Here is a 26969-nt window from a genome sequence, read left to right as displayed (position 1 = left end):
TTCGTGACACGTCATCCCGAACGTAGTGAGGGATCTCCAACCCGTGGCTCGAAATTCATCAAGATGACGGACTTGGGCATTTGCTACATTCTATTAGCCCGTTCAGTATTATATTCACTCGCTCCTGGGGTAACCTGATTTAAAATTTCGGCTCTCTTTTCTGTAATAACTCGATTTAAAATTCTTAATTCAGAAATCGCATCCGTTTTCTTTTGCTCTAAGGCAGTCAAAAGCTGAATCAAATGATCAATTTTTTCAGAGTGATTTGAAATTTCGGTGACTAAATGCAACTTTTGATAATCATACTGCTCCATCGGTGAAGCACCCGCCGCTTGTCTTCCAAGAAAACGATCAGTCCTGCTGGAATCTGCAAGTACGCTATTTAACTGCGCGCGATATGCTGCTTCGGAGGTTTCTACTGTGTCATAATTATTTAGATGCGCTTGTTTTCTTTCCTCAAACCGCTCCAAACGTTCTTGCGCATCAACTATGTTTTTATTGCAGCGCTCAATTCGTTCTTCCAACTGCTCAAAATGCGGTCCGTATGAGCGGTTAATTTCGAGTAATTGGCCCAAGGTCAATTGTTTAAAATATTGACGCAGTTCAAAAGCAGTTCTATTTGGAAATTTTGACATGGTTTACTCCCTAACTTACAAAAAAACAAATAATATCCTTTTGTTACCCAAATAAAAAGTTATTTTACCATTTTGGATGTTTATAAAACATTTCTTGATTGGAAATTATGAAAACCTGGAGTAAGTAAAGTGGTTTACAAAAAAATGTTATTTTATTGTATCTCACCTAAGGTATTAGAATTATCACCATGAAGCGTGTGAATTAGATTAATTTTAATGAGCTCAGCCAATGTCTTAGCCTCCATTTTCCGCATGACATTTGCACGATGAACTTCTACAGTGGATATCGATATATCAAGCTCATGAGCAATTTGCTTATTTAATTTTCCCTCAATAACAAAATCCATCACTTGCCGCTCACGTTTGGTTAGTCGTTCAAGACGTTCAAAAAAATCAGATTGAGATTGGAGGGGATAATTATACGTTTTTTTAAGCAATTTTTGCGTAATTTCAAGTAAATGCTGATGATTCACTGGTTTAAGAATAAAATCGGATGCTCCGGCTTTCATTGCACGAACAACCATTGGAATATCACCATAACCCGTAATCATAATCACTAAAAGTTGCGATTTTGATACATTCAGATGCTGCTCTAGTAACTCCAAGCCACTCATGACTGGCATACGCACATCAATAATCAAGCACCCTCTTTGCTTCATATCATAATGTTCAAGAAACTCCTTCGCATTACTGAAGGTGTATACGGGGATGTTTACTGATTCAAATAACCAACGAAGCGCTTGGCAAAGCTCAGGATCATCATCTACGATAAAAACTGCAGCATCGGTGAAATCCATCTCTATTTCCTTAGTGAATGAGTACTAAGTTGAAAGCAAGTAATTCATACAACAGGATATTGCTATTCCCAAACAGAATCCAATTACAATGGGTTCGTTGTCTTGATAACTCCGGTTCCTTCATCACAAAATTCACTCTTATTATAATTTTAGCAGTTTTTTCTATCTATTGTGACGCACTGAGGTTTTTGAGTTTATTAGGGTTTACCTCAGCTGTGTAAACCCCATTAGTCATATTACGATAACGATTTGAATAATAACAAAACAATTTAATTGAGCAAATAGAAAAAACATCCAATTTTTTAGCAGGAGGTTTATTTATGGAAAAAAAAGTAGCTCTTGTTACCGGTGGTACTGGAGGGATAGGTACTGCAATTTGCAGACGTCTCGCAGCGAATTATAAGGTTGTTGGCTGTTACTTTAAGAATGGCAAACATGACGAAGTATTGCAATGGCAAACCCTGCAAAAAAAAGCAGGTTATAATATCGAAATTCTTTTTGCAAACCTAGTCAATTTTTCTGATTGTGAAGCAATTACAAACTCTGTTATAGAACGCTTTGGTCGTATTGATATTTTAGTAAATAACGCCGGTTCTACCTGCGATGTCAGTCTAAAAAAAATGGAACCACATCATTGGCAACAAGTAATTGATGCCAATTTAACAAGCACATTCAATATCACCCGTAATGTACTTCCTTTCATGATAGAAAAAAAATTCGGGCGTATCGTGAGTATTTCATCCGTTAATGGCCGAAAAGGACAATTGGGTCAATGTAATTATGCTGCTACCAAATCCGCCTTATTTGGATTCACTAAGAGTTTAGCGCTGGAAGTTGCAAATAAAGGGATCACCGTGAATACTATTTCTCCCGGTTATATTGAAACTTCAATGCTGGCCACTATGAAAAAAGAAGTCATTGATAAAATTACCAAGAGCATTCCAGTAGGACGCCTTGGAAAACCTGAAGAAATTGCCAACGCCGTATCTTTTTTAGTGAGTGAAAATGCGGGATTTATCACAGGTTCTAACCTGGATATCAATGGGGGCCAATATATGTAACGCCGAGCATATTCATCTATTCTTCCAACTATGGTTCCTAAAAATTCGCTCTGTGTTTGGGGGGCTTCTAACCTCTTTAAGCAGCATTTTATTTTTACCATCGATTTATTCCCTATCAGTGGACCCAGCCAAGCTAAAATAGTGCCTTTTTCATTCTTTCTGTAATAAGATGAAAATAATAAAGCATTTTTTACTCAACGATAATTTTAGTATGAAATAAATAACCAACAACAATAAGGGCTGTTTTCAATTCGCTGGCTTGAGCCAAATTAGTAGAATGGTACATAGCCCCTACGTTCATTACTTTTTTTGTAGGAGATAATCATGCCAACGCTTCATCATGATATTGAGCTCAAAGAAGTAAAAAAAGAAAAGCTGCCTGATAAAATTGCCTCCTCTTTATCAAAGGGAATCACTGAAAAAAGAATATTAAGTGATCAATTTGGGACCTATTATCTGATTAAAAAGCCAGATGTTTTAACTATAGAAGACGTATTTAAAGGATATCTTTCTCATCAGGAACTGCAAAAACCCTCCTTTGACACCATGGAACATATTTTTTCAATTAAACTTGAAAGTGCCTTTCTGGAAATTTTAATTCCGCGGATGGCAAAAAAAATGTTTGAGGGGATTTTAGAAGTCCCTGAAAATTACCTACATGTAGATAAAGACAAATCCATTGGTGTCATTTCAAAATTCATCAATAGTTTTTCTGAATTTTTATCGCAAAAAGAAGCAGTCAAAACGAAACCATTATTCGAACGCGAACAATTACCTAAACGTGATGATTTATCACTTACCTCTGAAGAAGCACGATTTCTAGGCCAATTGTACGCAGTAGCACTCGTTTTTAATTTATGGGATTTATTAAATTCCAAATTGCTCAATTCAGGCTATTGTGAGGATAAAAATCATGTAAGGCGAGCTGCTATTGTTGATTTTGGTTGTGGAGGCACTCTAAGTTATAAGGGAAGACATACAGATACACTGGCTTTTGATGATCCTGATTTTTCTCCAACTAAAAAAGTAGCTTATTCATTTTTCGGACAAAACTATCGTGAACATTATCGTCATGGTTATGCCTTACCTTTTGATAAATTGGTTGCCCCTCTTTTACCTCATACGATAATTGCTGATTTATTTGATATGTCTCAAGAAGATAAAATTAGCCGCTCCATGCTTGAAGGTTTTTGTGAGGCAATTACCACAGCGGAGAAAAACATGGCTCAAGATCCTCGTTTATTAGAAGACGCCTTATTACAATCATTCAACGCAATTACTTTAGATTCCTCGATACAAACAAACGATTTGAAATCTCATTTAAATGCAGAATTTTATGGGAAGCCAGAGAAAAACTCACATTCTTTAGTGACTATTCTTCAGCAACGTCTTGATAGCGTCAAAATGCTTCTCATGCAATTTAAAGTAGGAATATCAGCAACTGAGATTCAACAGGAAATCAGAGACTATTATTATTACTCCCAAAATTGGGTAAAACCCTAAAGGAACTGTATCGATCGTCAATCCACTCAATTGGAATTTGCTATTTTAGAATTTTGTGTGTATTAATTTAATATTGTGATGCACCATTTTTTCGCATCTTTCTAAAATATGTGAGGCACTTCTATGCATTTTCACCCTCTTGATAATCGTTATCTTTACAATATCTATGATTTTAATATGCGTTTGCTTCAGCCTTACTCCGATTATTTTGACCATATGGCGAAACGTCTTCGCAGAATTTCTGACAATATTAATTTGCCCGTTAACATTCCTTATATGCCCAATGAAGGACAAGAGGTGTTGAAAAAAATATTGGATTCATCTTCAGGTCATTTTCGTAGGTTATCCGGTTACTCCTATGTATTTCATATTATTACGAATGTTTACGATAAACCCCAATTTGATATTAATGAAGTGAAAATCCATGATGAATATTACGATGTCCAAGAAGAAATTATAAATAAAAAAAGTTTTTGCAACCTAATTCGTTTTAAAAAAGTAAATGCGGAACACTTGGATTTACCCAAATTACTCGTCGTCGCACCAATGTCCGGACACTATGCAACCTTGTTGCGAGATACCGTTAAAAATTTACTTCCTATGTACGATGTCTATATTACTGACTGGAAAAATGCTCGTGATGTGCCCTTAATTGAAGGATCGTTTGATTTGGATGATTTCATTGATTACATCATTTCCTATTTAAATTTACTTGCACCCAATTTAAACGTCATGGCAGTTTGTCAGCCGACGGTACCGGTTTTAGCTGCCGTTGCTCTAATGTCCACCAATAATTCACCCAACCTTCCTCGCACAGCAATATTGCTCGGGGGACCTATTGATACGAGCCAATCACCTACTTCGGTCAATGAATTAGCTTCTTCCAGAGGAGACGATTGGTTTCAACAAAATGTCATCTCGATTGTGCCCTCTCGTTTTCCAGGTGCAATGCGTCTTGTATATCCTGGATTTATGCAACTTGCAGGTTTTATGAGCATGAATTTTCAGCGTCATATGGAATCACTGCAAAAAGCAGTCGATCGATATGCAGACAACCAAAAAGAAGCGGCCTTCAAGATAATCAAGTTCTACCTTGAATATTTTTCAACTATGGATCTGACTGCCGAATTTTACATGCAAACAATCAATACAGTTTTTCAAGAAAAACTATTAACTACTGGACGCTACAAATCGCGCGGACATAATGTGCGCTTACAGGACATAAAGAATACTTCTATTCTGGCAATTGAAGGTGAACGAGATGACATCACGGGCGTAGGCCAAACAAAATCGGTGCTTAGCTTATGCAAAAACTTACCAGATTCCATGAAAAAATATTTCCTTGCCGAAGGCGTAGGTCATTATGGATTATTCAACGGCAAAAAATTCCGCAACATTATTATTCCAGAAATTAAGGCCTTTACAGAGGAACATTCTGATTCCTAAGGCTTGGTTTACAAATGATATTGTCGAAGGCAGAGCATGATTTTATGCACTTTGATATGCGTATACTTGATGTATGCCGCACAGTTAATACCCCCGAAAAATAACGTCATTCGGACTTAATTTAGCGATTGTTAAAGAGCCGACTAATTTACAGATGAAATTTTCTTCGAGAATTCAAGAGAATTGGCCGCATCGATATTAAAAATAAGCTATATTATTAAAGTTAGACAATCAAAAGGAACTGATATGGCTACTAATCATGTTATTCATCGTCCCGAATCAGAACTCTTGCAACATCATCGAGGATGGCTCTTTGGTTTTGGAATACTGCTATTACTCTTAGGGTTTATTGGTTTAGGTATGGAAATCGCATTAACCATAGTGAGCATGTATTTTTTTGCAGTACTCCTCATGGTTTCTGCACTATCACACATTGCAGATGCATTTAAATATAAAAAATGGGAAGGCGCGATTTGGAAAGTTTGTATTGGCATATTGTATCTTATTGGAGCCTGTATCATCTTATATGATCCCTTGTTAGCCTCTACAATTATCACTGCCTTACTGGCTTGGACACTTATTGTTATTGGTGTTACTCGTATTTTCATGTCGATTTCGTTACGACATACCACAGGCTGGGGGTGGATCTTTTTTGCCGGAATAACCTCCTTAATACTCGGGATCCTAATTTTAATGCATTGGCCGATGAGTGGATTATGGGTCATTGGAATGTTTATTGCGATTGATATGATAGTCAGTGGTTGGACTTACATTATCATTGCAATTGCTCTACGCACCTCCAAAAGGTTACCCAGCTAATAATCAGTGCGCTGAATATCGAATCTATGTGGGTCATTTTGACCTGAGTTATTGTCACCTTTTGTGAAGAATTTATTAACAATATGAACTATGCAAAAAAGTGACAATAACTCAGAGCATAATGACTCAAAGCGATTTGCTGTTTTGGTTTTTCTTGCACAATGAGTACAATTAAGTTTTAGAATTCATTAAAAATGCCTATACCCATTATAACTTACTTAGCGAATTTGCATGTCCCTAATCTCACTATGGATTTTCCAAAACTTTTAAATTAGCGAAACATTGGAACTATCACTTTTAATAGAGCTATTTATGTAAAAAAAATCTAGAATTATAGAAAATAGGAGTGAGATATGGACAAGATTCCCAAAGAAGGTTTTATTCTTTCTATCCGTAGCCGATTAGTTATTGGCTTTGCAACACTTTGTTTGCCTTTATTGATATTAATTATGTTATTGCTCCCCAAAATAGATTGCGTCATGCAATTGAGCCAATTAATTAATCGCGAAAGTTTACCTCAAATTCTTGATACCCAAATTTATCAAGCCCAAGATATTCTTGAACATTGGGCAATGACGGGAGATCCCCAGGATAAAGACGCTTTTGCGCGGATATGGAGAGAAATTAATGAAACCCGAAATCTATGGAATCAGATTATGAACTCCACCGAGCTGGATAATACGGAGTTACAGAAAAAATGGGACAAACTTCAAAACTTGTATGGGCCTCTCTATGAAATCCAAGCAAAAATAATCAATGCCCCTAGAGATCCAAATGATCCCAATAATGTAGAAAATAGTAGAAATAATACAAAAGAAATTCAAAATGCAATGATTGATATTATTGATGGTCCCTATTCTTCTGATGCAGGAAAAAGAATAGGAGGTTTTTTTAATGAAATATCATCAGAAATTGACAAAAGTACAACTAGAATAAATGAAAGCCTAACTTCTTTAAAAAAATCGGCTTATGGATTACTTGTTTTAGCCATTGCTTTAACTCTTATTGTGCCTTATGTAACCCAAAAATCGATATTAGGCGCCGTGGGTTTTGCGATTGATATTGCGAAACGAATTGCTGCAGGTGAGCGTAATATTCCAATTCAACTTCGCTCAACAGGTAGGCTAGGGAAATTGTTTATAGCACTTAAGGCCATGCAAGAAGCAATTGCAGCAAATGATGAGGCTCTACGTGCAAAAGAAGTGGAAACTCGAGAATTATATGAACAACTAGTCAATTCATCAAAAAAATTTAGCGAATTCAGCAGCAAAGTTGCTGCAGGAGATCTTCAAGAGCGACTTAAACTCGATAAAGAAGACATATTGCACGATTTAGGCCGTGATTTAAATTCAATGACCGAAGGTTTGGCATCCATTACTAGAAATATTACCGAAGTGAGTACGAACATAGTCACTATGGTGAACACGGTGATTACTTCTGCAGAGGAACAAGCAGAAGGTATTACCTCACAAGCATCCGCTATTAATGAAATCAGTGCTTCACTGGAAGAAATGGATAAAAGCTCAAAACAAACCATGGAAAAAGCTCAAACGCTGCGAGAAGTAGCTAAGAATACTTATGAGCAAGGGAAATTAGGCACACAGTCTGTAGAACAAAGCATTCTGGGTATTAGAGCTTCAGAAGAAAAAATGAAGCTCATTGCCCAAACCATACTTGATTTAAACAATCACACCCAACAAATCGGTGACATCACCTCAGTGGTCAATACTTTGGCACAACAATCAAAGATGTTGGCATTGAATGCTGCAATTGAAGCATCAAAAGCTGGAGAATCTGGAAAAGGTTTTGCAGCAGTAGCTAAAGAAGTAAGAAATCTAGCCGAACAATCGGAACAATCAACAGTACAAGTACAAAAAATTCTTGAGGACATTCGTCGCGCTACTGAAAAAGCGGTCATTGTTACCGAAGAAGGGACAAAAACATTGGATTCAGGAGCAAAATTGATTGAGAATGCAGGTAAAATCATTCAAACACTGAGCCAAATGATTAATGATGCCTCCATAGCAAGTCAACACATTGAGGTAGCCATTCGTCAAGAAGCAGTCGGAATCGAGCAAATCGTTGAAAGCATGAATGAAATTAATCGCACAACCTCGACTTTTTCCAGCGGCATCAAAGAAATGATGACATTTATTCATCATTTGGACGAGATTGCCAAGCAGCTCAAAGATGATGTGGATGTGTATAAAGTTTAAAAGGTTGGATCAAAAGGATCCAACCAGCTTGTTATAATTATCTATGCCAGGTAGATCCATAGCGTGTGGTACCACAATGACCGTTAAAGCAACCTTTATTTACACTCGTATGGTGACAATTGCCTCCACGACAGACGGTATAGCTTCGGTGATATCCCCAAGCAAAAGAGTTAGAAATAAAACCGCTCATAACAATAATCATCGTAATTTTTTTAATATTTTTTGATAACATATACCGCTCCTTGTAATTATTTAATCAATAAGATCATTAAAAGTACAATTATGCATGCTAAGTATAGTTTAGTTTGATAGGCTTTGTGGTTTTTTACGAAGCTTTTTACGTTCGCGTCCCTACCAAGAATTAAGAATAGTTTAGGCCGAATCATTTGCATTTCAGCAACTTTTAATGGTTTGATGATGTTGACTCGAGTTAATTACAACATCATAAAATCTGTAATGCATCAAATTACATGGACGATAGGCTAAAAATAATTCCTGCAATGCTGAGTTTGGATTACAAATTCGATGAGAACGGTGTTTGCTTTGACGTAGTAAATACGAAAGATGAATCTATTTTAAAGTTTATAAGGGTTCTTTTTATTGAACTTCATAAAGTTTACTAAACTTAATAATAAATAACTCTCATGTTTTCGATACATATGACGCCTTACGAAAATAATCAAATAAATCATGTGGACACTATAGCCATTTTTGATTTTGATGGCACCATGACGTACAAGAATACCACCATTCCTTTTTTAAGATTTATTGAGGAAAAACACTTTTTCTGGAAATTTTTACCCAAAGTCCCTCATGCACTAGCCTATAAACTTCACTTAATCGATGTCGATGGTTTAAACAACATTATTGCAACACATTTTTTAAAAGATTTATCACAAGAGTTCCTCTATCAAAGCGGAGAAAATTTTGTCGATTCGATATTGCCGCAATTAATTAAAAACTCGGCAATGCAACGGTTAAAATGGCATAAAGAACGAGGTCATCATTGCATTTTAGCTACGTCTGCTTATAACCTTTATGTAGATTATTGGGGAAAGCAAAATGGCTTTGATCATATCGTCTCTACACAAATTGATTTTGACCCTCAAGGTAAGGCTACAGGTAAGTTACGAGGTAAAAGCTGTAACGGCCAAGAAAAATTAAGACGTGTACTAGAGTGCATCAATAACCCCAAAACACTTTATGCTTATGGCGACAGTAATGGGGATAAGGAAATCTTAAATTATGCTACTCATCCTTACTATCGCCTATTTAACTAGCTTTTTATCCTAGCGAGCAGCTCACTTATCATCATGTCCATTATTGTTTGAGCTTCTTTCTCAGTCACCAACATGGGATTAAAAATTAAACCCAGAATGTCTCCTTGAGAACTACTTCTTACCATTAAATTACATCGCTCCGGATTCGAATAATTCCACAGAGCGACCTGTTTGGTTTCCTGAATTATTGTTTCAAACACATAATCTGCAGAATTAAATTTCAGGGGATCGATTAAAGAATACTGATTGAAAATAAACTGAGGCTGTTTGTAGTTAATTCGTGTCATATCCTGCAGTAAAAATGGAAATTCAAAGCGAGAAACTAACTCTACTATCTTTATTTGCAAAGCCTGTAATTGAGAGATAAGAGGGTCATCGTTAATGGAAACTAACAAAGGAATGTTATCAGCATAATAACCCACTATATTATGATGCTCCAAATGTGTTCGATTCGATTTTACAATACTGATATAAACTTCTTTATTACCCCAATACTTGGCAATACTCGCACAGAAAAGATGGAGATAAAAAGTATAAAGGGATATTTTATTGGTATGACAAAAATCAGCTATTTTCTTGGAATAAATTTCCATTACCTGCTGATAAACCACACCACCATAATAAGTCTCTTTTACTAAAAACGTATCTTGCTTCCTGGTAAGGTTTACTGAGGCCAAATAATCCGTGTAATCATTGAGTCTTAATTCATAATTTTTATAATCTGCAGCAATATGATTTAAATAGCTTGAGTCCTGCTCAATGATGCTTGTTTCATCAGGGTGTAAATAATAGTGTTCGAGTTCCTGAAAAAAAATCTCTGCAGACAAACCGTCACAAACCAGATGATGAATTCTAATTAATAAAATGGGCTTTTCTTCTGTAGATAAAACAAGATACCACCGTAATAAGGGAGGGCTATCTATAGCAATAGGCTCTAGTAATAATTCACCCAGCGTTTGATAGAGCTTATTTGTTTTTACTTGCTTTAAAGGTAAGTGCGCCTCTTTTCTAGTGAGAATGAGCTCAAGCTTTTCTTCTTTAGGGGTAAAATAGGTTCTCAAGGCTGGGTGCTTACTAATGCAAATGCGCATCGCATTATCTAATCGTGCTAAATCAACATCCTTCTCTAACTCTTTAATAAGGGGAATATAATAAGGCATGCCATTAGGATGCGATTTTAATAACTGCCATAAATTTTGTTGTAAAATAGAAGCATTCATGACGGTTAAATTAGCTTTTTGTGCATTAATTTTTTGATTTTTTTTCTGAATGCAGTTGCTGATCAAGGTCATCCATTGCATTAATAAGGCCTGTGCTAGATTATCTCTTATTTTATCTGCGCGGTATTTTAACGCTAACTTGAGTTCTGTGGGTTCAAGCAATGCTTTAAAAGACAAAAGCCTAGGCATTTCTCCCCACAAATAATTTTGCACATTACCACTTTTTGCAGCAGTAACCTTAAGTTGTGAACTGGTCACACGTATTTGAACACCGCGCTGAAAATCAAAAGAAATTTCTGGAAACTCAAGGCCGTTTTCCGGGAGCATAGGCATGCGTAAATATTGCTTATCGACTCGTGATAAAATTTGCTCTTGTAGTGCCTGCGCATGCTGTAAAATATCCTCGCATTGATGGGAAACTATGACCACATCACTAGAGGTATCACCGAATACTGAAGTAAAATTGCCATCTTCTCGGCCTGAAAAAAATACTACAATACCTTGCTTTTCTCTCTTAAAAGACTTAAGGAGTAAATCAAATAAATGAGCAAGTATGAAGTTACTTAAGGAAAGTTTGTTTTTTTCAAGAATTTCCAATGTCTCATTTAGATTCTCAAGAGGTATACTGGCTGAAATAACACGGGCCTCCATAGGACAATGGGTGACACAGACAAAGGGAACACTCAAAGGAATATCTTTTAAATAATTCAGCCAATAATCTTTTAGACTGCCATCAAGTAAATCCAGGACATTATTCCATTGCCAATACACATAATCACTATATTGCTGAGGTTTTTCTTCGAACTGCTGATCGTCATAATGTGACATCACTTCCTGAATAAAAGAAGTTACTGTATTACCATCACAAATCAAATGATGAAAAACAATCAGCCAACGATGTTCTTGCTCATTAACACGAATGAGTCGGTTGCGTATCAGTGGTGGCTGCTTTAAATCTATGGGGGTAAGCAAAAATTCAGCTACCTCCCCTGCATCATAATTATCACTATATTCGAGACAAACCGCTACATCCTGATGAATATGTTGGTTAACCTGATGCAAAATTTTGTGGAAACCATATCGGAAAATATCATGACGCAGCATTGTCTGTTTTAAAGCATACTCAAATTTTTCTCGGGATATAGTTCCCTCTATCTTTATTTCCATAGGAATTTGGTATGCCCTTTTATCTTGACAACGATTAAGAAAATTCCATACCTCTTGCTGCTGTAATGATAGAGGAATAGTGTTCGCTGTAGGAAAAGTGTTTTCTTGTGCTATGTAATCAGTTAACCTTGCTTGAATTTGTGTGGCCAGTTCTTCAGCTGAGGCATGCTGAAATATATCTTTAAAAGAGACAATATTGTCTTTGTATTTTTTATTCACTTGATGAACCAATTGTGTTGCCATTATTGAATCCATGCCGGCTTCGAACCAATTATGGCTTCTCGATAAACTATCATCATCCGCTTTTAATATCTTTTGCACCATATGGAGAATGTCATCTACACGACACTCTTTTTTGCCCGGTGTTGGGGTTATATTTGCAGAGTCATTGGAAGATGTTTGCGTGTGCATCGCTTCTTCATGAGTTGCAGAGGCATTATCATTAAGAAAATTCGCAACAATAACCTTGTTTATGCCAACTTTTTCTTTCACTACTGCCCGAATTACTTCTTGGGTAATTGGAGCAATTCCTAATGAAGCCAAGTAAGGAGTTAATGATTCTTCATTTTTTTTGAATAAACCCGTATTTTTTACCGGCCCTAGTATCCAATTTAAACCAGGTTTCCCCTGTTGTTGGCGTAAATCAGTTAAAGCATCGAGAAAAGCATTAGCTGTTGCATAGGCCGCTTGCCCCTGACTTCCTAAAACACCAGCAATAGAAGAAATACAAATAAATTCTTTAAGTTCACATGATGCTGTTGCACGATGTAAATTAAAAGCTCCCAGTGCTTTGCCTTCCAGAATAAGTCTAATATCCGTCTCTTGCATAGCAAGCCAAGGTTTATCGATAGTGACTCCAGCTGCGTGAATAACACTGACCAATGGAGGTAATTGTTTATTAATTGCTCCAATTAATCGTTCTACCTCATTGGCTTCGGCAATATTACAGCAGTAATAGTGAATCTGCGCGTCATGTTTGAGATACGATTGGATCACTGGAGACCAAATTCCAGGTTTTTTCCTGCGTCCTACCGCAACAATTGTTTTTACTCCTTGCTGTAGGAGCTCTTCAATTAAAACTTGACCTATGTCGCCACAAGCACCTGTAATTAAATAGCTATTATCCGGGTAAATCACCTTATTACCCAAAATTAACTCAGGCATAAGTGGAACAATGTTTAACGAATAATAGCGTTGATTTTCATAACGTAAAATCCAATCGTTTTCCGACTCACCAAGCAATATATTAACCCAATTCTTATCGGTCTCTTCTAGAGTGCCCTCTCGATAGTGGACAGACCACTGGGGATACTCCTGCTTGATGGATTTAAGCAGAGCAAGTAGGGCAGTACCTACCACAGAGGAGTTAGCATTTAAGAAAATAAAAGATTTATACATCTTATTTTTAATCAGTAATTGCGTTATCCGAGCAAGAAAAATAGTCTCGGAAATTACTTCCTCTTCATCAGCTTCACAGCAATAAATAAAATGAGACGCGTCTTTGAGTTGTGCTAAAATAGTCGCTTCCTGTGCTTCTCTAGCAATCCGTACCGTGGTAATGTCATGCTGCTTTAACAGGAAATTCAGAAGCTCTATTTTTGATTCTGTGCGAGCCATGACAGCAATTTTTTGAGTGGAAGAAATAGAAGACGCGTGCCAATTCAGTTCCTGCCATTGCACCTGATATAAATTTTTTCGCCACTGCCCCTGCGATGTGTTCTGCTGTTGCGAAAAAGCAGGTAACCAATAATCCTTTCCTGCAAAAGGATATTTAGGCAGCGATTCTTTGTGAAAAAATGCCTTCAAATACAATGCACTCCAATCAATGCTCCAGCCTCTTAAATAAAGTACTCCCAAGACCTGAAGCAGGCTTGGCCAAGGATTCTCTGCGTTCATAACCGATGGCAAGACTGTGAAATCCCCAAGGAGTTGAATTTGTGCCGTTAAAACGGGTTTGGGGCCAATTTCCTGATAGAGATTAATCCCCTGTTGCATTAACGTTTGGAGCCCTTGATAAAAATTAACTGTTTTTAGCAAGTGCTCACACCAATATTGCGCATTTATTTCCTCAGGATTCAATTCTAAACCCGTAACATTGGAAATCAGCGCTATTTTGGGTTGATTGTAGGTTACTTTCTGGGTTTCCTTATAGAAATCAGCCACAATAGGCTGCATGAGTGGTGAGTGAAAAGCATGAGATGTCGCTATAGCGGTACAACGCAGATTATTTTCTGCGCAATAATTTTTTAAAGCCTCAATCGCCTCACGAGGGCCTGAAACAACAGTTTGCTGTGGACTATTCTTTACAGCAATGACCAAATCTGGGAAATCCAGCAATAAATTTTCGGTTTTTTCGGAGTTCACAGCAACAGCCAGCATTGCCCCCTCTTCAGGCAGAGAGGCAATCAACTCTGCACGAATACATACTAAACGCAGGGCATCTTCCAAAGACAGGATCTCAGCAACACAAGCGGCAACATATTCTCCCAAGCTATGACCAATTAAAGCATGCGGACGAATCCCCAATGAAAGGAACCATTTGGCCAGCGCATATTCATAGACAAATAAAGCGGGCTGGGCATAACGAGTATGATTAATATTGATATGCTCGGGGGTATTGAGTAAAACTTCGTGCAAATCATAGGAAAGCAAAGGATTAGCGATAGAACAACAGTGATCCACAACGAGTTTAAATAATGGCAATGTTTTATAAAGTTGGGCCGCCATCCGTGGATGGAGGCACCCTTGACCGGTAAATAGCCATACTAATTTATTATTGTCACTAACTTCACCTTGCTGCCACTCCCCCTGTTCCAAACTCTTCTGCCACTCGCTCCTATCTTTAGCTACGATAAAGGCACGGTATGCAAAATGGGTGCGTTGGCTAATTACTTGTTGGCACATTGCAGCAAAATCCACAGGTGCGTTTTTGCTGTATTGGCGATAAATTTCTAAATAATTTTTTAAAGCAATTTCTTCTCGGGCACTAACTACCCAAAGATGATAAGGATAAGTTTCTTGTTCGATTTGAGGCTCTGAGAAGCGGGCATTTTCCAAGATAATATGGGCATTCGTGCCACTAAAACCAAAAGAACTGACACCGGCATAACGCTCGCTCATTTGCCAAGTTTGACTTTGTGTGGGGACATGCATGGTCTCTTGTGGCGTAATTTTGGGATTAAACTGTTTTAAATGAAGATGACTTGGGATTTGGCCGTATTTAATTGCCAAAACTGTTTTAATAAAACTCGCAATACCGGCAGCAGCCTCCAAATGCCCTATTCGTGTCTTCAAAGAAGTAATATAAAGTGGTGTTTTTCGTGCAAGCGCATACGCTCGTCGTATGCTTTCCCATTCAATAGGATCACCTAATGACGTTCCTGTACCATGTGCCTCAATATGAGTAATTTGCTCTGGAGTTAAATGAGCAAGCTTGATGGCATCTTGCATCACCTCAACTTGTGCTTGTAAATTAGGCGCAGTTAAACCATTGCTCGCCCCATCTTGATTTACCACACTGCTGCGAACCACCGCATAAATTTTATTTTGATCGCGAAGAGCATCTTTTAAACGCTTTAAAACAACCATCCCGCAGCCTTCTCCTCTAACATAGCCATCGGCTTCGCTATCAAAAGTACTGCAGCGATTCTTAGGGGATAACATGCCCGTTTTACAAAAAATAATATTGGTTTCTGGTGAAAGGATTACATTAACACCCCCAGCCAGAGCCAGATCGCACTCTCCATCTTGCAAGGCACGACAGGCTTGATGAATGCTCACCAATGAAGAGGAGCACGCAGTATCAATTGCCAAGCATGGTCCATGGGTCCCTAAAAAATAAGCGATACGCCCAGCGGAGGTAGAGAAACTGGTTCCTGTTGCTTGATAGGTAGTTAATTCCTCCAAGGGAACATGCTTTTGAATCAAAGCATCATAATCATGAGTACTGATTCCAAGATAAATGCCCGTATGTGTGCCGCTTAAATCAGCAGGAACAATACCGGCATCTTCCAATGCATGCCAACTCACCATTAACGCCAGACGCTGCTGAGGATCCAAATATTCAGCCTCTCTGGGTGCTATATTGAAAAATTTGGTATCAAATCGTTTAATTTCAGTTAAAAAACTTCCAGCAGTAGAGTACATCATCCCTTTTTTCTGGGGATCGGCATCATAAAACTGCCTATTATCCCAACGATCTTTTGGAATCGGCCTGATACTGTCCTCTTGACCTTGCAGGAATTTCCAAAACTCATCCACATTTTCTAAAGTCTGATGAGAACCTGGAATACGACAATCCATGCCAATGACGGCGATCGGTTCATAATCTTTTTCCAATAATCTACTCTCTTCCTTATTTTTTTTAACTATATGCTGGCTTAAAGCGAAAATGGTCGAGTACTCCCAGGCAAGCCAGGGATCTAAAGGTTGCTGGATAAATTGCTCCAACTCATTGACCATCGTGACTAATTTAATGGAAGTAAGCCCAAATTCTGCGAAAGCACGTTGCTCATCAATATCGTCATAACGAACGATGCTATTGTTTGCTATCCATTGCTTAAGCCAAGAAACAACTTCCTTGTTATCTTCAATGGTTACCGTTGGGTTTGTTTTCTCTTCTTCGAACTTTTCGGGCAATAAAAGACGTGCGAGATAATTGAATTGTCCCTCAGTGTAGGCGTGCTTACAGGCACTGCGCTGAATTTTGCCGCTGGTGGTCTTAAGAATTTTTCTAGGAGGAATCAGCAATATATCATAGAGAACAACGTCGGTAGCCTCAAAAACCGCTTTTTTTATTTTATTTAGAATTTCGCTGTATCTTGCTGCCTCAAGATGGCGGTTTACTTCAGCAACCACAACACATTCTTCTGAAGATGTCCCTACGATGGAAAATGCAGCGGCGCCATTTTGAATTAAATTGGAATCAGCTTGATAACAAGCTAATTCAACATCCTGAGGATAAATATTACGACCATTAATGATAATTAAATCCTTAACGCGCCCACAAATCACTAAATAATTTTGCTCATCTATAAAGGCTAAATCCCCCGTTCTCAAGAAAGGACCATCACCACCAGCAGTAAACGCATTAAAAATTTCTGCAGTTTTTTCTGAATTGCGATAATAACCTGCAGCAACAGAAGTTGCCTGCAGCCAAAGTTCACCAACCACCTGTGTAGGAAGCTCTTTCCGAGTAGTCGGATCCACAATTTTTAGGGAATAATGATTAGAGACTTTACCACAACGTACTAATTCAACTGCCTCCCCCTGAATGGAATGAGGCCTAACTCGTCCATTGCTCAATTTTTCTTTATCAACCAAGAGAAATCGATTCTCAGGATTCTGGTTATAGAGGGAAATGACCAAGGTTGTTTCGGCCATCCCATAACCAGTCTTCATCGTTCCTGGTGCCAAATTATAAGTTTTCAACTTTTCTTCAATCCGTCTCACCGTGTTTGGCTTTACCGGTTCGGCGCCGTTAACCAAATGGCAAACAGAACTAAAGTCTAGTCCTTGATATAAAGAAGCGTTTTTTTCCAAGGCATCAATCGATAAATCATAAGCAAAGTTAGGAGCCATGGTATAACTTCCCTTCTCTTCGCTAATTTTTTGGAGCCAAAAGAAAGGATTTTTTAGAAAGGTTAATGGCGCCATAAAAGCACATGTTCCCCCACGATACAAAGGCAATAAGGTATTACCAATTAATCCCATATCATGGAAAATAGGTAACCAGGAAACACAGGTGTTTATTGAACTTTCTCCTAGGTACTCTACGAGCAGATTCAGGTTAGCATGGAGATTTCTATGGGTCACTATTACCCCTTTGGGCGAACCGGTAGAACCCGAGGTATATTGCAAAAAGGCAATATCATCCGGTTGGGCAATTGATGGAGAGGCAATAGAAGAGTTTTCTATATCGAGCATATCCACACAAATTAAATCAGCGTTTGGGAACATGAAATGATTGGTATCACAGTAATTTTTAACTTTTGCGGTTGTCAAAATCATCTCAACTTGCGAATCCTCAATTATTTTTAGCAGGCGCTCCAAATGACGGGTTTGCCGAGGAGGATAGGCTGTAACTGCAATATTTCCAGAGTGTAATGTGGCTAAAAATGAAACGATATAATCCAAACTCGAATCAAAAATTAATAAAATGGGGTGTTGTCGCGCCGATTTTTGTTTCGTAAAACTATAGCTGGTAATTACTTGAGAATAAGCAATAATTTTCTCTTTTAATTCACGGTAATTAAGCTGCTTTTCAGAGAAATAATCTCCCTCGAAAAATTTTAAAGCGATTTTTTCCGGTTGGACTTCCGCATAGTGGAGGATTTTAGTTAAAATTAGTTCAATAGTCATGGCATACCTTCTTTTAATCTATACAGCATTTTTTGATTTTAAATTTCTTAAAAAAAAGGAATCTTTTCGAAAACTATTAATTCGCATAGGTAATTTCCTCTTTAGAAAAATAAGAATACTGTGGGTAAAGTGAAAGATGGGTGAAATACATCTGATGAGGTAGAAATAAAGCCAGAAACACCATTTCAACATAACAATACAGACACTTGGCATTGACTCTTCTCGTTTTGTATAATAAACAACAACCCAACGGGTTCTAAAACCAATTTTCGGTAAATTATAGTACAAAAATTAAACAATTTTATTAAAAAAAACGACATTTCCTGAAAAAACTTGGTTTTATTTCAAAAAATGGTTATGGAAAGCTAATTCTGATGTGTTGAGACTAAAATCTTATAAGCTCTCCATTTTGACCTGGGGTCTAAGACAACATGTTGAATTAAATAAAAAACCGCTCATTAAATAATATACTATTTGCGTTCTCATGAGCTAAAGTAGATTTTATGGATCTAATCGATGTAAAGGATTGCAAATGAATCATATTCTTATTGTCTATGCACAACAAATTGAAGATTACAAAAAGCATTTTATCAGTATACTCGAAGATTTTTTAACACAGAGAAACTACGAGCTCACTGTATGTACTTCATTAAAAGATGCTTATGATGTGAGCAGTTTAAATCCACGAATTGTTACTATTCTTTATGATTGGGATGATTTTGGATTTGATGATTTACATCATTTTTCGAGTCATAATAAATTGTTACCTATATTTGCAATGGCGAATAGACATGCCTCCATTGACATTAATCTGAGTGACTTTGATCTCACTCTGGACTTTTTGCAATATGATGCAAACTTAGCACACGATGATTTTAAACGCATATTACTTGCCATCGAAAAATATCAACAAGAGATTTTACCTCCATTTACCAAAGCGCTGATGCATTACGTGCATGAATTGAATTATGCATTTTGTACACCCGGGCACTTAGGAGGCACAGCATTTCAAAAAAATCCGACCAGTGCCGCATTTTATGACTTTTTTGGCAAAAATATTTTTCGCGCTGATCTTTCAATTTCAATTGAAGAGCTTGGAAGCTTACTGGACCATTCAGGACCTCAACGTGATGCAGAGCAGTTTATAGCCAATATCTTTAAAAGTGATCGTTCATTAATTGTAACGAATGGCACATCAACATCCAATAAAATAGTGGGAATGTATTCGGCAACTTCCGGCGATACCGTAGTGATTGATCGTAACTGTCATAAATCAATCGCCCATTTTTTGATGATGGTCGATGTTATCCCTATTTATCTAAAACCAACACGAAATACTTATGGAATTCTTGGTGGGATACCTAAATCAGAATACACAGAACAAGCGATCCACGATAAAATTCTTGAACATCCAGAAGCTACTGCTTGGCCTACCTACGCGGTCATTACTAACTCGACCTACGACGGTATACTTTATAAGGTTGAAAATCTTCAAAACGAGCTCAAGGTAAAACATTTGCATTTTGATAGTGCCTGGGTTCCCTACACCAATTTTCATCCCATTTACGCTGAAAAATTTGGGCTCAGTTTAACGCCACAAAAGGATCAAGTGATTTTTGAAACGCAGTCAACCCACAAATTATTGGCAGCGTTCAGTCAATCATCCATGATCCACATTAAAGGCTCTTTCGATGGGGCCATTCTTGATGCCAATTACATGATGCATATGAGTACTTCTCCTTTTTACCCTCTTGTCGCCAGTTGTGAAGTCTCTGCGGCAATGATGGCCGGTAATCAAGGCTATGATTTAATCAATGAAGCGATTGAATTAGCAATAGACTTTCGCATGGAAGTAAAACGCTTAAAAAAACAAAGTACCGATTGGTATTTTGACGTGTGGCAACCGACAGTAGAAAGAAAATCATCCTGTTTTCCCTTAAAACCCAATGAAAAATGGCATGGTTTTCATCACGTAGACGAAGACCATTTGTTTTTAGACCCAGTGAAGGTAACCTTACTTTTACCAGGAATCAAAAATGATGAGCTCGATGATTGGGGAATTCCAGCTGTCATTGTCGAAAAATTTCTTGCATCCCATGGAATTATTGTTGAAAAAACAGGCCCCTATTCCATGTTGTTTTTATTTAGTTTGGGAATTACTCGCGCAAAATCGATGGCATTATTGGCTGCTTTAAATAAATTTAAACAACTTTATGATGAAAATGTACCGGTCAAAGTCCTACTCCCTCAGTTGTATCAAGAACATCCTGAATTTTATGAAAAGATGTCCATTCAATCCTTGGCTAAAACCATCCACGGTTTAATGCAAAAACATAATTTACCCAAAGTGATGTATCATGCTTTTGATACATTGCCTAAAATCGTCATGACACCTCATCAGGCTTACCAAAAACTCATTCGGCAAGAAACACAATTGATCCCCCTATCCCAATTGAAAGATAAAATCTCTGCTGCAATGATCCTGCCCTACCCACCTGGTATTCCTTTAATTATGCCAGGAGAACAAATTACTGATGACAGCGAAGTGATTCTTGATTTTCTCCTCATGCTGGATGATATAGGAGAAGCACTACCAGGTTTTGCAACTGAAATTCATGGCGTTGTCACTGGAGATGATGGAAAGAGTTATGTGCAGATCATTAAAAAAGCTTAGGGCAGCAATGAGGCTGGAGTACGTTGCCTTAAAATCGTTTAGACATAGGTACAAAGGCTTCTTTTTGATCAGTTATGATATAATTTATTGTGTAACTAATGAGCTTTGATGATGCGATATAAAATTACAGAGCAATTTGCGCGCGGCGAAGAAAAACTCATTGCTGAGTTCGATGAATTAAAAAATATGAATGTATTTATTACTAAAAAGGTCGCGAATTCAGCTCAAGAAAAGCAAAAAATTATTTATAGAATCTACGATGATTCTGAATTATTGCATGTGTTAAATAATGAAAATGTCTCTATAGCTTATGCAAAATATGCAGAGGGCAATGGAGATCTTAATCTTATCCAGCTTCCATTCATGGTACTGAGCAAGCCAGAAAACGTACAGGAAAAAACTGAAATTGCTCACTTTAGCGATAAAATCGATGCAGATTCATTTATAGAGGATAAGTGCGAATTAGATGAAACGGTCCAAGATAACGATCTCTTCTTTCTATTTAAAAATCAAAATCTTATTGACACCTTAAACAGAGTGATCAATTCACATCGAAAAAAAGAAGCAATTGACTTTACTGAAAATGAAAACGGAGCAAAATTTCATCCATCGCCATTACCAAACCGCCCAAAACCTCCAGGTGGTCCTAGCGACTGCTGGATTGAAGAAGATGAAAATAATTGAGAAAAACAGTACCCACCAACAACGTGAACTTAGACCACCCGTTCTCAAACTCTTGGTGCGGTGAATGAGCAAATTGTATCCTCATTAAATTCAGTGATAAAATTCTTTAGAATTTTTTCAATTTCAGATTGAATGGCTTCTTTGGCTTTTGGATCCATATTCTTAATATATTGCTCCGGATGATGAAAAAGAGAATCTAGAGTAATAATTTCTGCCGAAGATACAGCTTTATTGAGTTGTCCCTCAAGAATCAGATTAATCGCAGAAACGATATGGTTAGGATCATTTTGTTTTCTTAGACGATTAAGTATCGCTTGGACATGGATCTTAAATGTATTAACTTCTGTAAAAAATTTATAATTTTTAGTTTCACGCATAATAATGTTTATCGATTCTTGCAACACATAACAAAAAGTTGCAATATTGTATAATAACTTACAACTTTATTCCATTTTCATGCAAAGCAAATCTGCATTTTTCGCTTCCAATGGCTATTTTTCCATAGATAACTTTGATTACGTCTTTCGAAAAATGGTCTTAAGTGCCTATGCGAAGCGTTTTAATAGTGTGGCAGATGCTCGACTTTATTTAGCGATATGCGGAGTAGACATAGAATCCACAGTCAAAATACTCTTAACAATGGAAAGAACTGGACTGCTCACTACCCCCATAGCCGAGGCTATTTTTGCACCAGTGGGATGTGGTGATATTGCAAATGCATTTTGTAAGCTGTTGACTGGCGATATCATGATAACGGGAAAAAAGGGAATTGAATCTCTTACCCCGCTCGTTGAGGCACTCGAAAATGATTTGCCCAAAATTATTCGCATTGATATTCCTGGACATTCTTATGTGATGTTGGCTTGCGAAAAAAAAACGGAAGGAGTTTTGGGGTACATTTATCAATCTAACGTAGCGTATGACATGGAAGATAATGCTTTTTCCCTTGCAGCATGGCTAATGGATGCGAAATCGTGTAAAACAAATCTCTCTGAACATCTGCAAAAATTAGCGCGACTGATTAATCCCGCTGTTTCTAATTTAGAGAAAGAAAGCATCTATTTTGAGTTATATTCTGCCAAACCCATCGTCGATGTAAAAGTTCCCGCGAACATGAAAGAAATGGTCTCATACATTAATGAGAATATGAGTTTTCAATACACCATCAAATCCATAAACGCTAAAGACATGCTCCATGTTTCAAAACGAATACAGAAAATAATAAACCAGCACCCTGAAGAACAATTCCAATCCTTAGAGAGTTATATTTCCAGAATGAGAATAGAAATAGAGTGTGATAACGAATTTTATCCTGTAACAGAGCCCTCCTAAGACCCGTCAAATGAATGCCTACTTAAGGATTTGGAGATAAAATCGGTGCTATGCGTAGCGTAGTACCAAAACGGTTTCAGTATCTTGGGCATAGCTAGGCATAATTTGGTGAGCGATTACCTTTCATTAATGATCAATTATGTTACAATATGGACAACAATAGATTGGAATTAACTCGTGTCCTCCTCAGTATCCCCAAAGAACTATCAATGGATAGCCAGTCTCTATTTTTTTCAAAGTATACCCTATGTGGTCGTCACGTTGATCGCAACCATCATGTTTCAACAATATGGGATGACCAATACCCAAGCTGCGTTTTTGACCAGCTTATTTATGATCCCTTGGACAATTAAACCGCTGTTTACACCTTTTTTGGAAGATCGTGCTACCAAAAAAAAATTAACCCTTTATGCACAAGCCACCTTGAGCTTCCTTTTTATGTTCATGGCATTTGGCATCGATACGCCCTATTTTCTAATATTGAGTTCATTAGGTTTTGCAAGTCTTGCCTTTATTTCTTCACTTCATGATAGTGTTTCTGATGGTATTTACTTACTGTTAAATAATGAGGAACAAAAAAGATACGTTGCTTGGCGCAGTTTCTTTTATCAAATGGGAAGGTTGCTTATTAAAGGAGGCCTATTGGCCCTCATTGGCGGCCTCGCCTTGCACTATCAATTTAATGTATGGCGAATATTTTTTCTCAGCTTATTTGTCATAGGGCTTCTGCTGACCTGTTACCACAAAGTGAAAATCCCAGAAAACGACTCACGAATCGAATCGATTAACCCCAACTATCAGCAAATATTTAAAACGCTTTTCTTTAATAAAAAAATCTATCCTATATTACTCTTTATTTTTTTCTATAATTTTTCCGAAGCGCAAATGCAAAAAATCATCCCTTTATTTTTATTGGATCAAGAGGGATTAGCGCTCAACTTATATCAAGTTGGAGAGCTCTATGGGATTTTTGGAAGTACCCTATTGATGTTAGGTATTTTTATGTCGGGCTGGCTTATTACTCATTATAAACTGGAGCTCTGTATCAAAAAGGTAACGGTACTCTTGCTCCTTGGTCATTCACTCTATCTTTTGTTTCCCCTTTTTAATGCAAACCATAACCTACTTTATCTGGTTATTTTATTGAATCAATTCACTGTAGGTTTGGCCAATGGAACCTATATGGGCTATCTGTTGGAAGCAGCCAACAAAAGCGCCTACCCAATGTCCATGTACACTGTTTGTACCTCCATCATGGCCTCAAGTTATGTGTTTTTTGGTGCACTGAGTGGGTGGATGGAGCAACAACTCGGTTATTCTGTTTTTTTCCTTTATATTTTTGCAGCAAATATAATGCTTGTCATAATAACCTTTAGAATGATGAATCAGTATGACTGACTTACTTGTAACCTTAGAGAATCAATTAGTACAGGCATGCTCACTTGCTGATTGTGATCTTGCCTTGAGTTATTATTTAAATAAAAAAGGGATTACAACCTTTTCATTTACTTATTATGCATATCATCCCAATTCAGCCAATCGTTTAAAATATGATATGTGTTCCGCCAATTTCAAAGCCTGGCATCAACACTACCTTGCAGAACAATACCAAGATATTGATAGTACAATGAATTTTGTTTATAACAATCATTTACCAATTTATTGGAATTTAAAACAGCAATTGGCACAAGCAGCCAGTGAGTCAGAACGTAAAATGCGCGAGGACTCAATTGCGTTTGGCGCAGAAGCAGGCTTATCAATCCCTATCCATGGTCCACATAATAATTTTGCCATTTTGTTATTGGTGCAAATGCAAAATCAGCACTGTAATTTGCAGGATAACCGTGCACACTATGATTTTTTTGTTACTGCGCATCTCTACTATCACTACATCCAAACTCATCTTCTCGATCAAATTAGTGAGAAAGAAGCTTTCCATTTAACCCAGCGTGAAATTCAATGTTTGCTGCTGATCGCAGAACAACATTCCGTCAAAGAGATATCTCAACGGCTTGAAATCAGTGAACGAACTGTTAATTTCCATATCCAAAAAATCAATAAAAAATTAGGTACTAAGAATAAATATCAATCCTTGGCTAAGGCCTTAGAATATCAATTATTAGTCTTATGATCCCCCTGTCACAATTGACAGTGGTCAATGACCAATTGACGGGATTAAAATTTAACTTCCTGTTCATTGGAGATACATAATGAATTTTTTTAAGAAAATTATTCAATTAACTACAATTACTGCTTCCCTAACTCCTATAGTAGGAAATGCAAGCTTAACTTTATACACGACCAATTGGTCTATGTATGGCCAAAATCCTTACGAGTATGATGGGGCTTACAAAATAGGTCGGCCTTATGGACAGTTAGCTTATGTGTACAATCCGGAAATGGTCGCTCAATTCAATAAAGCGGATGTAGTCGCCTGGAGTTTTTTACAAGTATGGAATAGCAAAGACCCCAACCAGGCTCAATATCAAATCCCTTCCAGCTGGGATGGTTTAATGCATTTTGCAGATCTCTGGGGTGAGCTGCCTTTGGAAGGTTCCTGGATCTCACCTTTACCACCAGAAACTAAAGATTTCCTTGATTTTTGTACCGCAAATCAAGGTGCATGTACTTCCATACAAATGAATGGCAACACCGGACAAAAAGAATTATTTAATTACACAGACCAAAAAGGTGTGGGACAACTCAACAGTTTTGGTGCATTTATTCATTCCAATAAATATACTGCCAAACGCATCATTGCAATTGGTGGTGCCAACACAGTAGAAAATAAAGGAATCAGCACCGCTACATTTGCTGCCATCTTCGCCAATCAAGATAAATTTTTAAATCAATTTAAATCCTGGATGAATCATTTTAAAAATTTAAAGGGAATTGATTATGATTTTGAACCCCCTATTGATTTGCAAACAGGTGGCCAATTACCTCCTGATGCCAATACTCTGGCTGACTACAAACATCTTTTTGATTTAGTCAAAGCCAGCCGACAAACCTTAGGAAAAGATGCCTATATCTCTGTAACCATCACGGTGAATAAAGAATATTTGGAAAAAATCAATCAATCGGTTGATGGCGGCTGGTTTAAACAAATCGCCAATTATGCCGACAGCGTTAATTTAATGACCTATGATTTACATGGCCCTTGGTCACAAAGTAGTGATCCCTATACCGCTGTACATGCCTATTTAAAGCAACCGGACACCAATCATAAGGATGAGTTTGCGATTAACTATGCAACAGACTCCATTACCGAACAAGTTCTTGCATACGGTATGCCTAAAGAAAAATTGCAAGTAGGTTTAGCAGCCTATGGCCGAGGATTTTCCGGGGTAGCGTCTGGTGAAAATCCTGATCTTCCTGGTTTTGAACAACCTTGGACTGGGGCAAGCCATTTTGCCACTGAGTATTCAATACAAGATGGTCTACTCCCTTATAAATCTGTAGATAAAGTGGTAAACCAACTCAATTATAAGAGCTATCGAGTCAATGCCTTCGATGAGAACAATAACCCTTTTATTACCGGTTCTTATCTCTACAATGCAACAACCAAACAATTTATTGGCTATCAATCTCCCGAGGTAGTAAAGGAGGTATGCCGATTTATCAAGAATAAACAACTAAAAGGTGCCATTATGTGGAGCGCTGATACCGACCTACCTGTTTCTAATCCTAATAGTTTGGTTGCAGCGTATAAGAGTATGTGTAACTAATCCTTGTAGCCTGGGTGAAGCGTTAGTGGAACCCGGGATTTTTTTTG

General features: G+C 37.4%; 17 protein-coding genes. 12 read left to right on the top strand and 5 right to left on the bottom strand.

Going from position 1 to position 26969, the window contains the following annotated elements; all coding sequences use genetic code 11:
- Nucleotides 1-83: 83 nt before the first annotated feature.
- Nucleotides 84-635, bottom strand: a complete 552-nt coding sequence (locus ACF8MK_RS10430; RefSeq protein WP_392536597.1) for a hypothetical protein — start codon at nt 633-635, stop codon at nt 84-86.
- A 152-nt stretch (nt 636-787) separates the two neighbouring features.
- Entirely contained in the window at nt 788-1432 is a 645-nt protein-coding gene (locus ACF8MK_RS10425) for a response regulator transcription factor (protein WP_392536596.1), read from the bottom strand.
- A 320-nt stretch (nt 1433-1752) separates the two neighbouring features.
- Here ACF8MK_RS10425 and phbB point away from each other — a divergent pair, with 320 nt between their 5' ends.
- From phbB to ACF8MK_RS10400, 5 genes are all read left to right on the top strand, one after another.
- Nucleotides 1753-2493 carry an acetoacetyl-CoA reductase gene (gene phbB / locus ACF8MK_RS10420; RefSeq protein WP_392536595.1) on the top strand — a complete coding sequence of 247 codons (741 nt, stop codon included), beginning with the start codon at nt 1753-1755 and terminating at the stop codon, nt 2491-2493.
- Between the two features lie 324 nt (nt 2494-2817).
- Entirely contained in the window at nt 2818-3996 is a 1179-nt protein-coding gene (locus ACF8MK_RS10415) for a hypothetical protein (RefSeq protein ID WP_392536594.1), read from the top strand.
- Between the two features lie 123 nt (nt 3997-4119).
- Entirely contained in the window at nt 4120-5442 is a 1323-nt protein-coding gene (gene phaZ, locus ACF8MK_RS10410; RefSeq protein ID WP_265702737.1) for a polyhydroxyalkanoate depolymerase, read from the top strand.
- Between the two features lie 246 nt (nt 5443-5688).
- Nucleotides 5689-6261, top strand: coding sequence for an HdeD family acid-resistance protein (locus tag ACF8MK_RS10405; protein WP_265702736.1), 573 nt, complete (start codon nt 5689-5691; stop codon nt 6259-6261).
- A gap of 353 nt (nt 6262-6614) precedes the next feature.
- Nucleotides 6615-8477: a methyl-accepting chemotaxis protein gene (locus ACF8MK_RS10400; RefSeq protein WP_392536593.1), complete on the top strand. Its 1863-nt coding sequence runs from the start codon at nt 6615-6617 to the stop codon at nt 8475-8477.
- A gap of 37 nt (nt 8478-8514) precedes the next feature.
- Here the strand turns inward: ACF8MK_RS10400 and ACF8MK_RS10395 are convergent, their stop codons facing one another.
- Nucleotides 8515-8709, bottom strand: coding sequence for a hypothetical protein (locus ACF8MK_RS10395; RefSeq protein ID WP_265702734.1), 195 nt, complete (start codon nt 8707-8709; stop codon nt 8515-8517).
- A 427-nt stretch (nt 8710-9136) separates the two neighbouring features.
- Here ACF8MK_RS10395 and ACF8MK_RS10390 point away from each other — a divergent pair, with 427 nt between their 5' ends.
- A complete protein-coding gene (locus tag ACF8MK_RS10390; protein ID WP_392536592.1) occupies nt 9137-9757 on the top strand; it encodes an HAD-IB family hydrolase in 621 nt (206 codons plus the stop codon).
- Here the strand turns inward: ACF8MK_RS10390 and ACF8MK_RS10385 are convergent.
- On the bottom strand, nt 9754-18504 hold the full coding sequence (locus ACF8MK_RS10385) for an SDR family NAD(P)-dependent oxidoreductase (RefSeq protein WP_392536591.1): 8751 nt from the start codon (nt 18502-18504) through the stop codon (nt 9754-9756). The genes ACF8MK_RS10390 and ACF8MK_RS10385 overlap by 4 nt on opposite strands.
- 532 nt (nt 18505-19036) lie before the next feature.
- Here ACF8MK_RS10385 and ldcC point away from each other — a divergent pair.
- Both ldcC and ACF8MK_RS10375 read left to right on the top strand, forming a co-directional pair.
- Nucleotides 19037-21178 carry a lysine decarboxylase LdcC gene (ldcC, locus tag ACF8MK_RS10380; protein ID WP_392536590.1) on the top strand — a complete coding sequence of 714 codons (2142 nt, stop codon included), beginning with the start codon at nt 19037-19039 and terminating at the stop codon, nt 21176-21178.
- A gap of 108 nt (nt 21179-21286) precedes the next feature.
- Complete coding sequence (locus ACF8MK_RS10375) at nt 21287-21862, top strand: hypothetical protein (RefSeq protein ID WP_392536589.1); 576 nt, start codon at nt 21287-21289, stop codon at nt 21860-21862.
- 44 nt (nt 21863-21906) lie between these two features.
- On the opposite strand, the gene ACF8MK_RS10370 is transcribed toward ACF8MK_RS10375, so the two are convergent.
- Nucleotides 21907-22239, bottom strand: a complete 333-nt coding sequence (locus tag ACF8MK_RS10370) for a hypothetical protein (RefSeq protein ID WP_392536588.1) — start codon at nt 22237-22239, stop codon at nt 21907-21909.
- A 46-nt stretch (nt 22240-22285) separates the two neighbouring features.
- Between ACF8MK_RS10370 and ACF8MK_RS10365 the strand changes: the two genes are divergently transcribed.
- From ACF8MK_RS10365 to ACF8MK_RS10350, 4 genes are all read left to right on the top strand, one after another.
- A complete protein-coding gene (locus ACF8MK_RS10365; protein WP_392536587.1) occupies nt 22286-23194 on the top strand; it encodes a hypothetical protein in 909 nt (302 codons plus the stop codon).
- 177 nt (nt 23195-23371) lie between these two features.
- Nucleotides 23372-24592 carry an MFS transporter gene (locus tag ACF8MK_RS10360; protein ID WP_392536586.1) on the top strand — a complete coding sequence of 407 codons (1221 nt, stop codon included), beginning with the start codon at nt 23372-23374 and terminating at the stop codon, nt 24590-24592.
- Nucleotides 24585-25325, top strand: coding sequence for an autoinducer binding domain-containing protein (locus ACF8MK_RS10355; RefSeq protein WP_392536585.1), 741 nt, complete (start codon nt 24585-24587; stop codon nt 25323-25325). The genes ACF8MK_RS10360 and ACF8MK_RS10355 overlap by 8 nt, the downstream gene beginning before the upstream one ends.
- A 79-nt stretch (nt 25326-25404) precedes the next feature.
- Nucleotides 25405-26922: a glycosyl hydrolase family 18 protein gene (locus ACF8MK_RS10350; protein ID WP_392536584.1), complete on the top strand. Its 1518-nt coding sequence runs from the start codon at nt 25405-25407 to the stop codon at nt 26920-26922.
- Nucleotides 26923-26969: the final 47 nt, after the last annotated feature.

This window comes from Legionella sp. 227 (assembly GCF_043161935.1).
GTDB lineage: Bacteria > Pseudomonadota > Gammaproteobacteria > Legionellales > Legionellaceae > Legionella > Legionella sheltonii.
This window is presented reverse-complemented; position numbering and strand designations above follow the sequence as displayed.

Bases quoted from the DNA above. Each gene is read 5' to 3' on its own strand.
- ACF8MK_RS10405 (WP_265702736.1), top strand. From the start codon at position 5,689: ATGGCTACTAATCATGTTATTCATCGTCCCGAATCAGAACTCTTGCAA.
- ACF8MK_RS10350 (WP_392536584.1), top strand. From the start codon at position 25,405: ATGAATTTTTTTAAGAAAATTATTCAATTAACTACAATTACTGCTTCC.
- ACF8MK_RS10385 (WP_392536591.1), bottom strand. From the start codon at position 18,504: ATGACTATTGAACTAATTTTAACTAAAATCCTCCACTATGCGGAAGTC.
- ACF8MK_RS10430 (WP_392536597.1), bottom strand. From the start codon at position 635: ATGTCAAAATTTCCAAATAGAACTGCTTTTGAACTGCGTCAATATTTT.
- phaZ (WP_265702737.1), top strand. From the start codon at position 4,120: ATGCATTTTCACCCTCTTGATAATCGTTATCTTTACAATATCTATGAT.
- ACF8MK_RS10375 (WP_392536589.1), top strand. From the start codon at position 21,287: ATGATGCGATATAAAATTACAGAGCAATTTGCGCGCGGCGAAGAAAAA.
- ldcC (WP_392536590.1), top strand. From the start codon at position 19,037: ATGAATCATATTCTTATTGTCTATGCACAACAAATTGAAGATTACAAA.
- ACF8MK_RS10415 (WP_392536594.1), top strand. From the start codon at position 2,818: ATGCCAACGCTTCATCATGATATTGAGCTCAAAGAAGTAAAAAAAGAA.
- ACF8MK_RS10355 (WP_392536585.1), top strand. From the start codon at position 24,585: ATGACTGACTTACTTGTAACCTTAGAGAATCAATTAGTACAGGCATGC.
- ACF8MK_RS10395 (WP_265702734.1), bottom strand. From the start codon at position 8,709: ATGTTATCAAAAAATATTAAAAAAATTACGATGATTATTGTTATGAGC.
- phbB (WP_392536595.1), top strand. From the start codon at position 1,753: ATGGAAAAAAAAGTAGCTCTTGTTACCGGTGGTACTGGAGGGATAGGT.
- ACF8MK_RS10390 (WP_392536592.1), top strand. From the start codon at position 9,137: ATGACGCCTTACGAAAATAATCAAATAAATCATGTGGACACTATAGCC.
- ACF8MK_RS10400 (WP_392536593.1), top strand. From the start codon at position 6,615: ATGGACAAGATTCCCAAAGAAGGTTTTATTCTTTCTATCCGTAGCCGA.
- ACF8MK_RS10425 (WP_392536596.1), bottom strand. From the start codon at position 1,432: ATGGATTTCACCGATGCTGCAGTTTTTATCGTAGATGATGATCCTGAG.
- ACF8MK_RS10370 (WP_392536588.1), bottom strand. From the start codon at position 22,239: ATGCGTGAAACTAAAAATTATAAATTTTTTACAGAAGTTAATACATTT.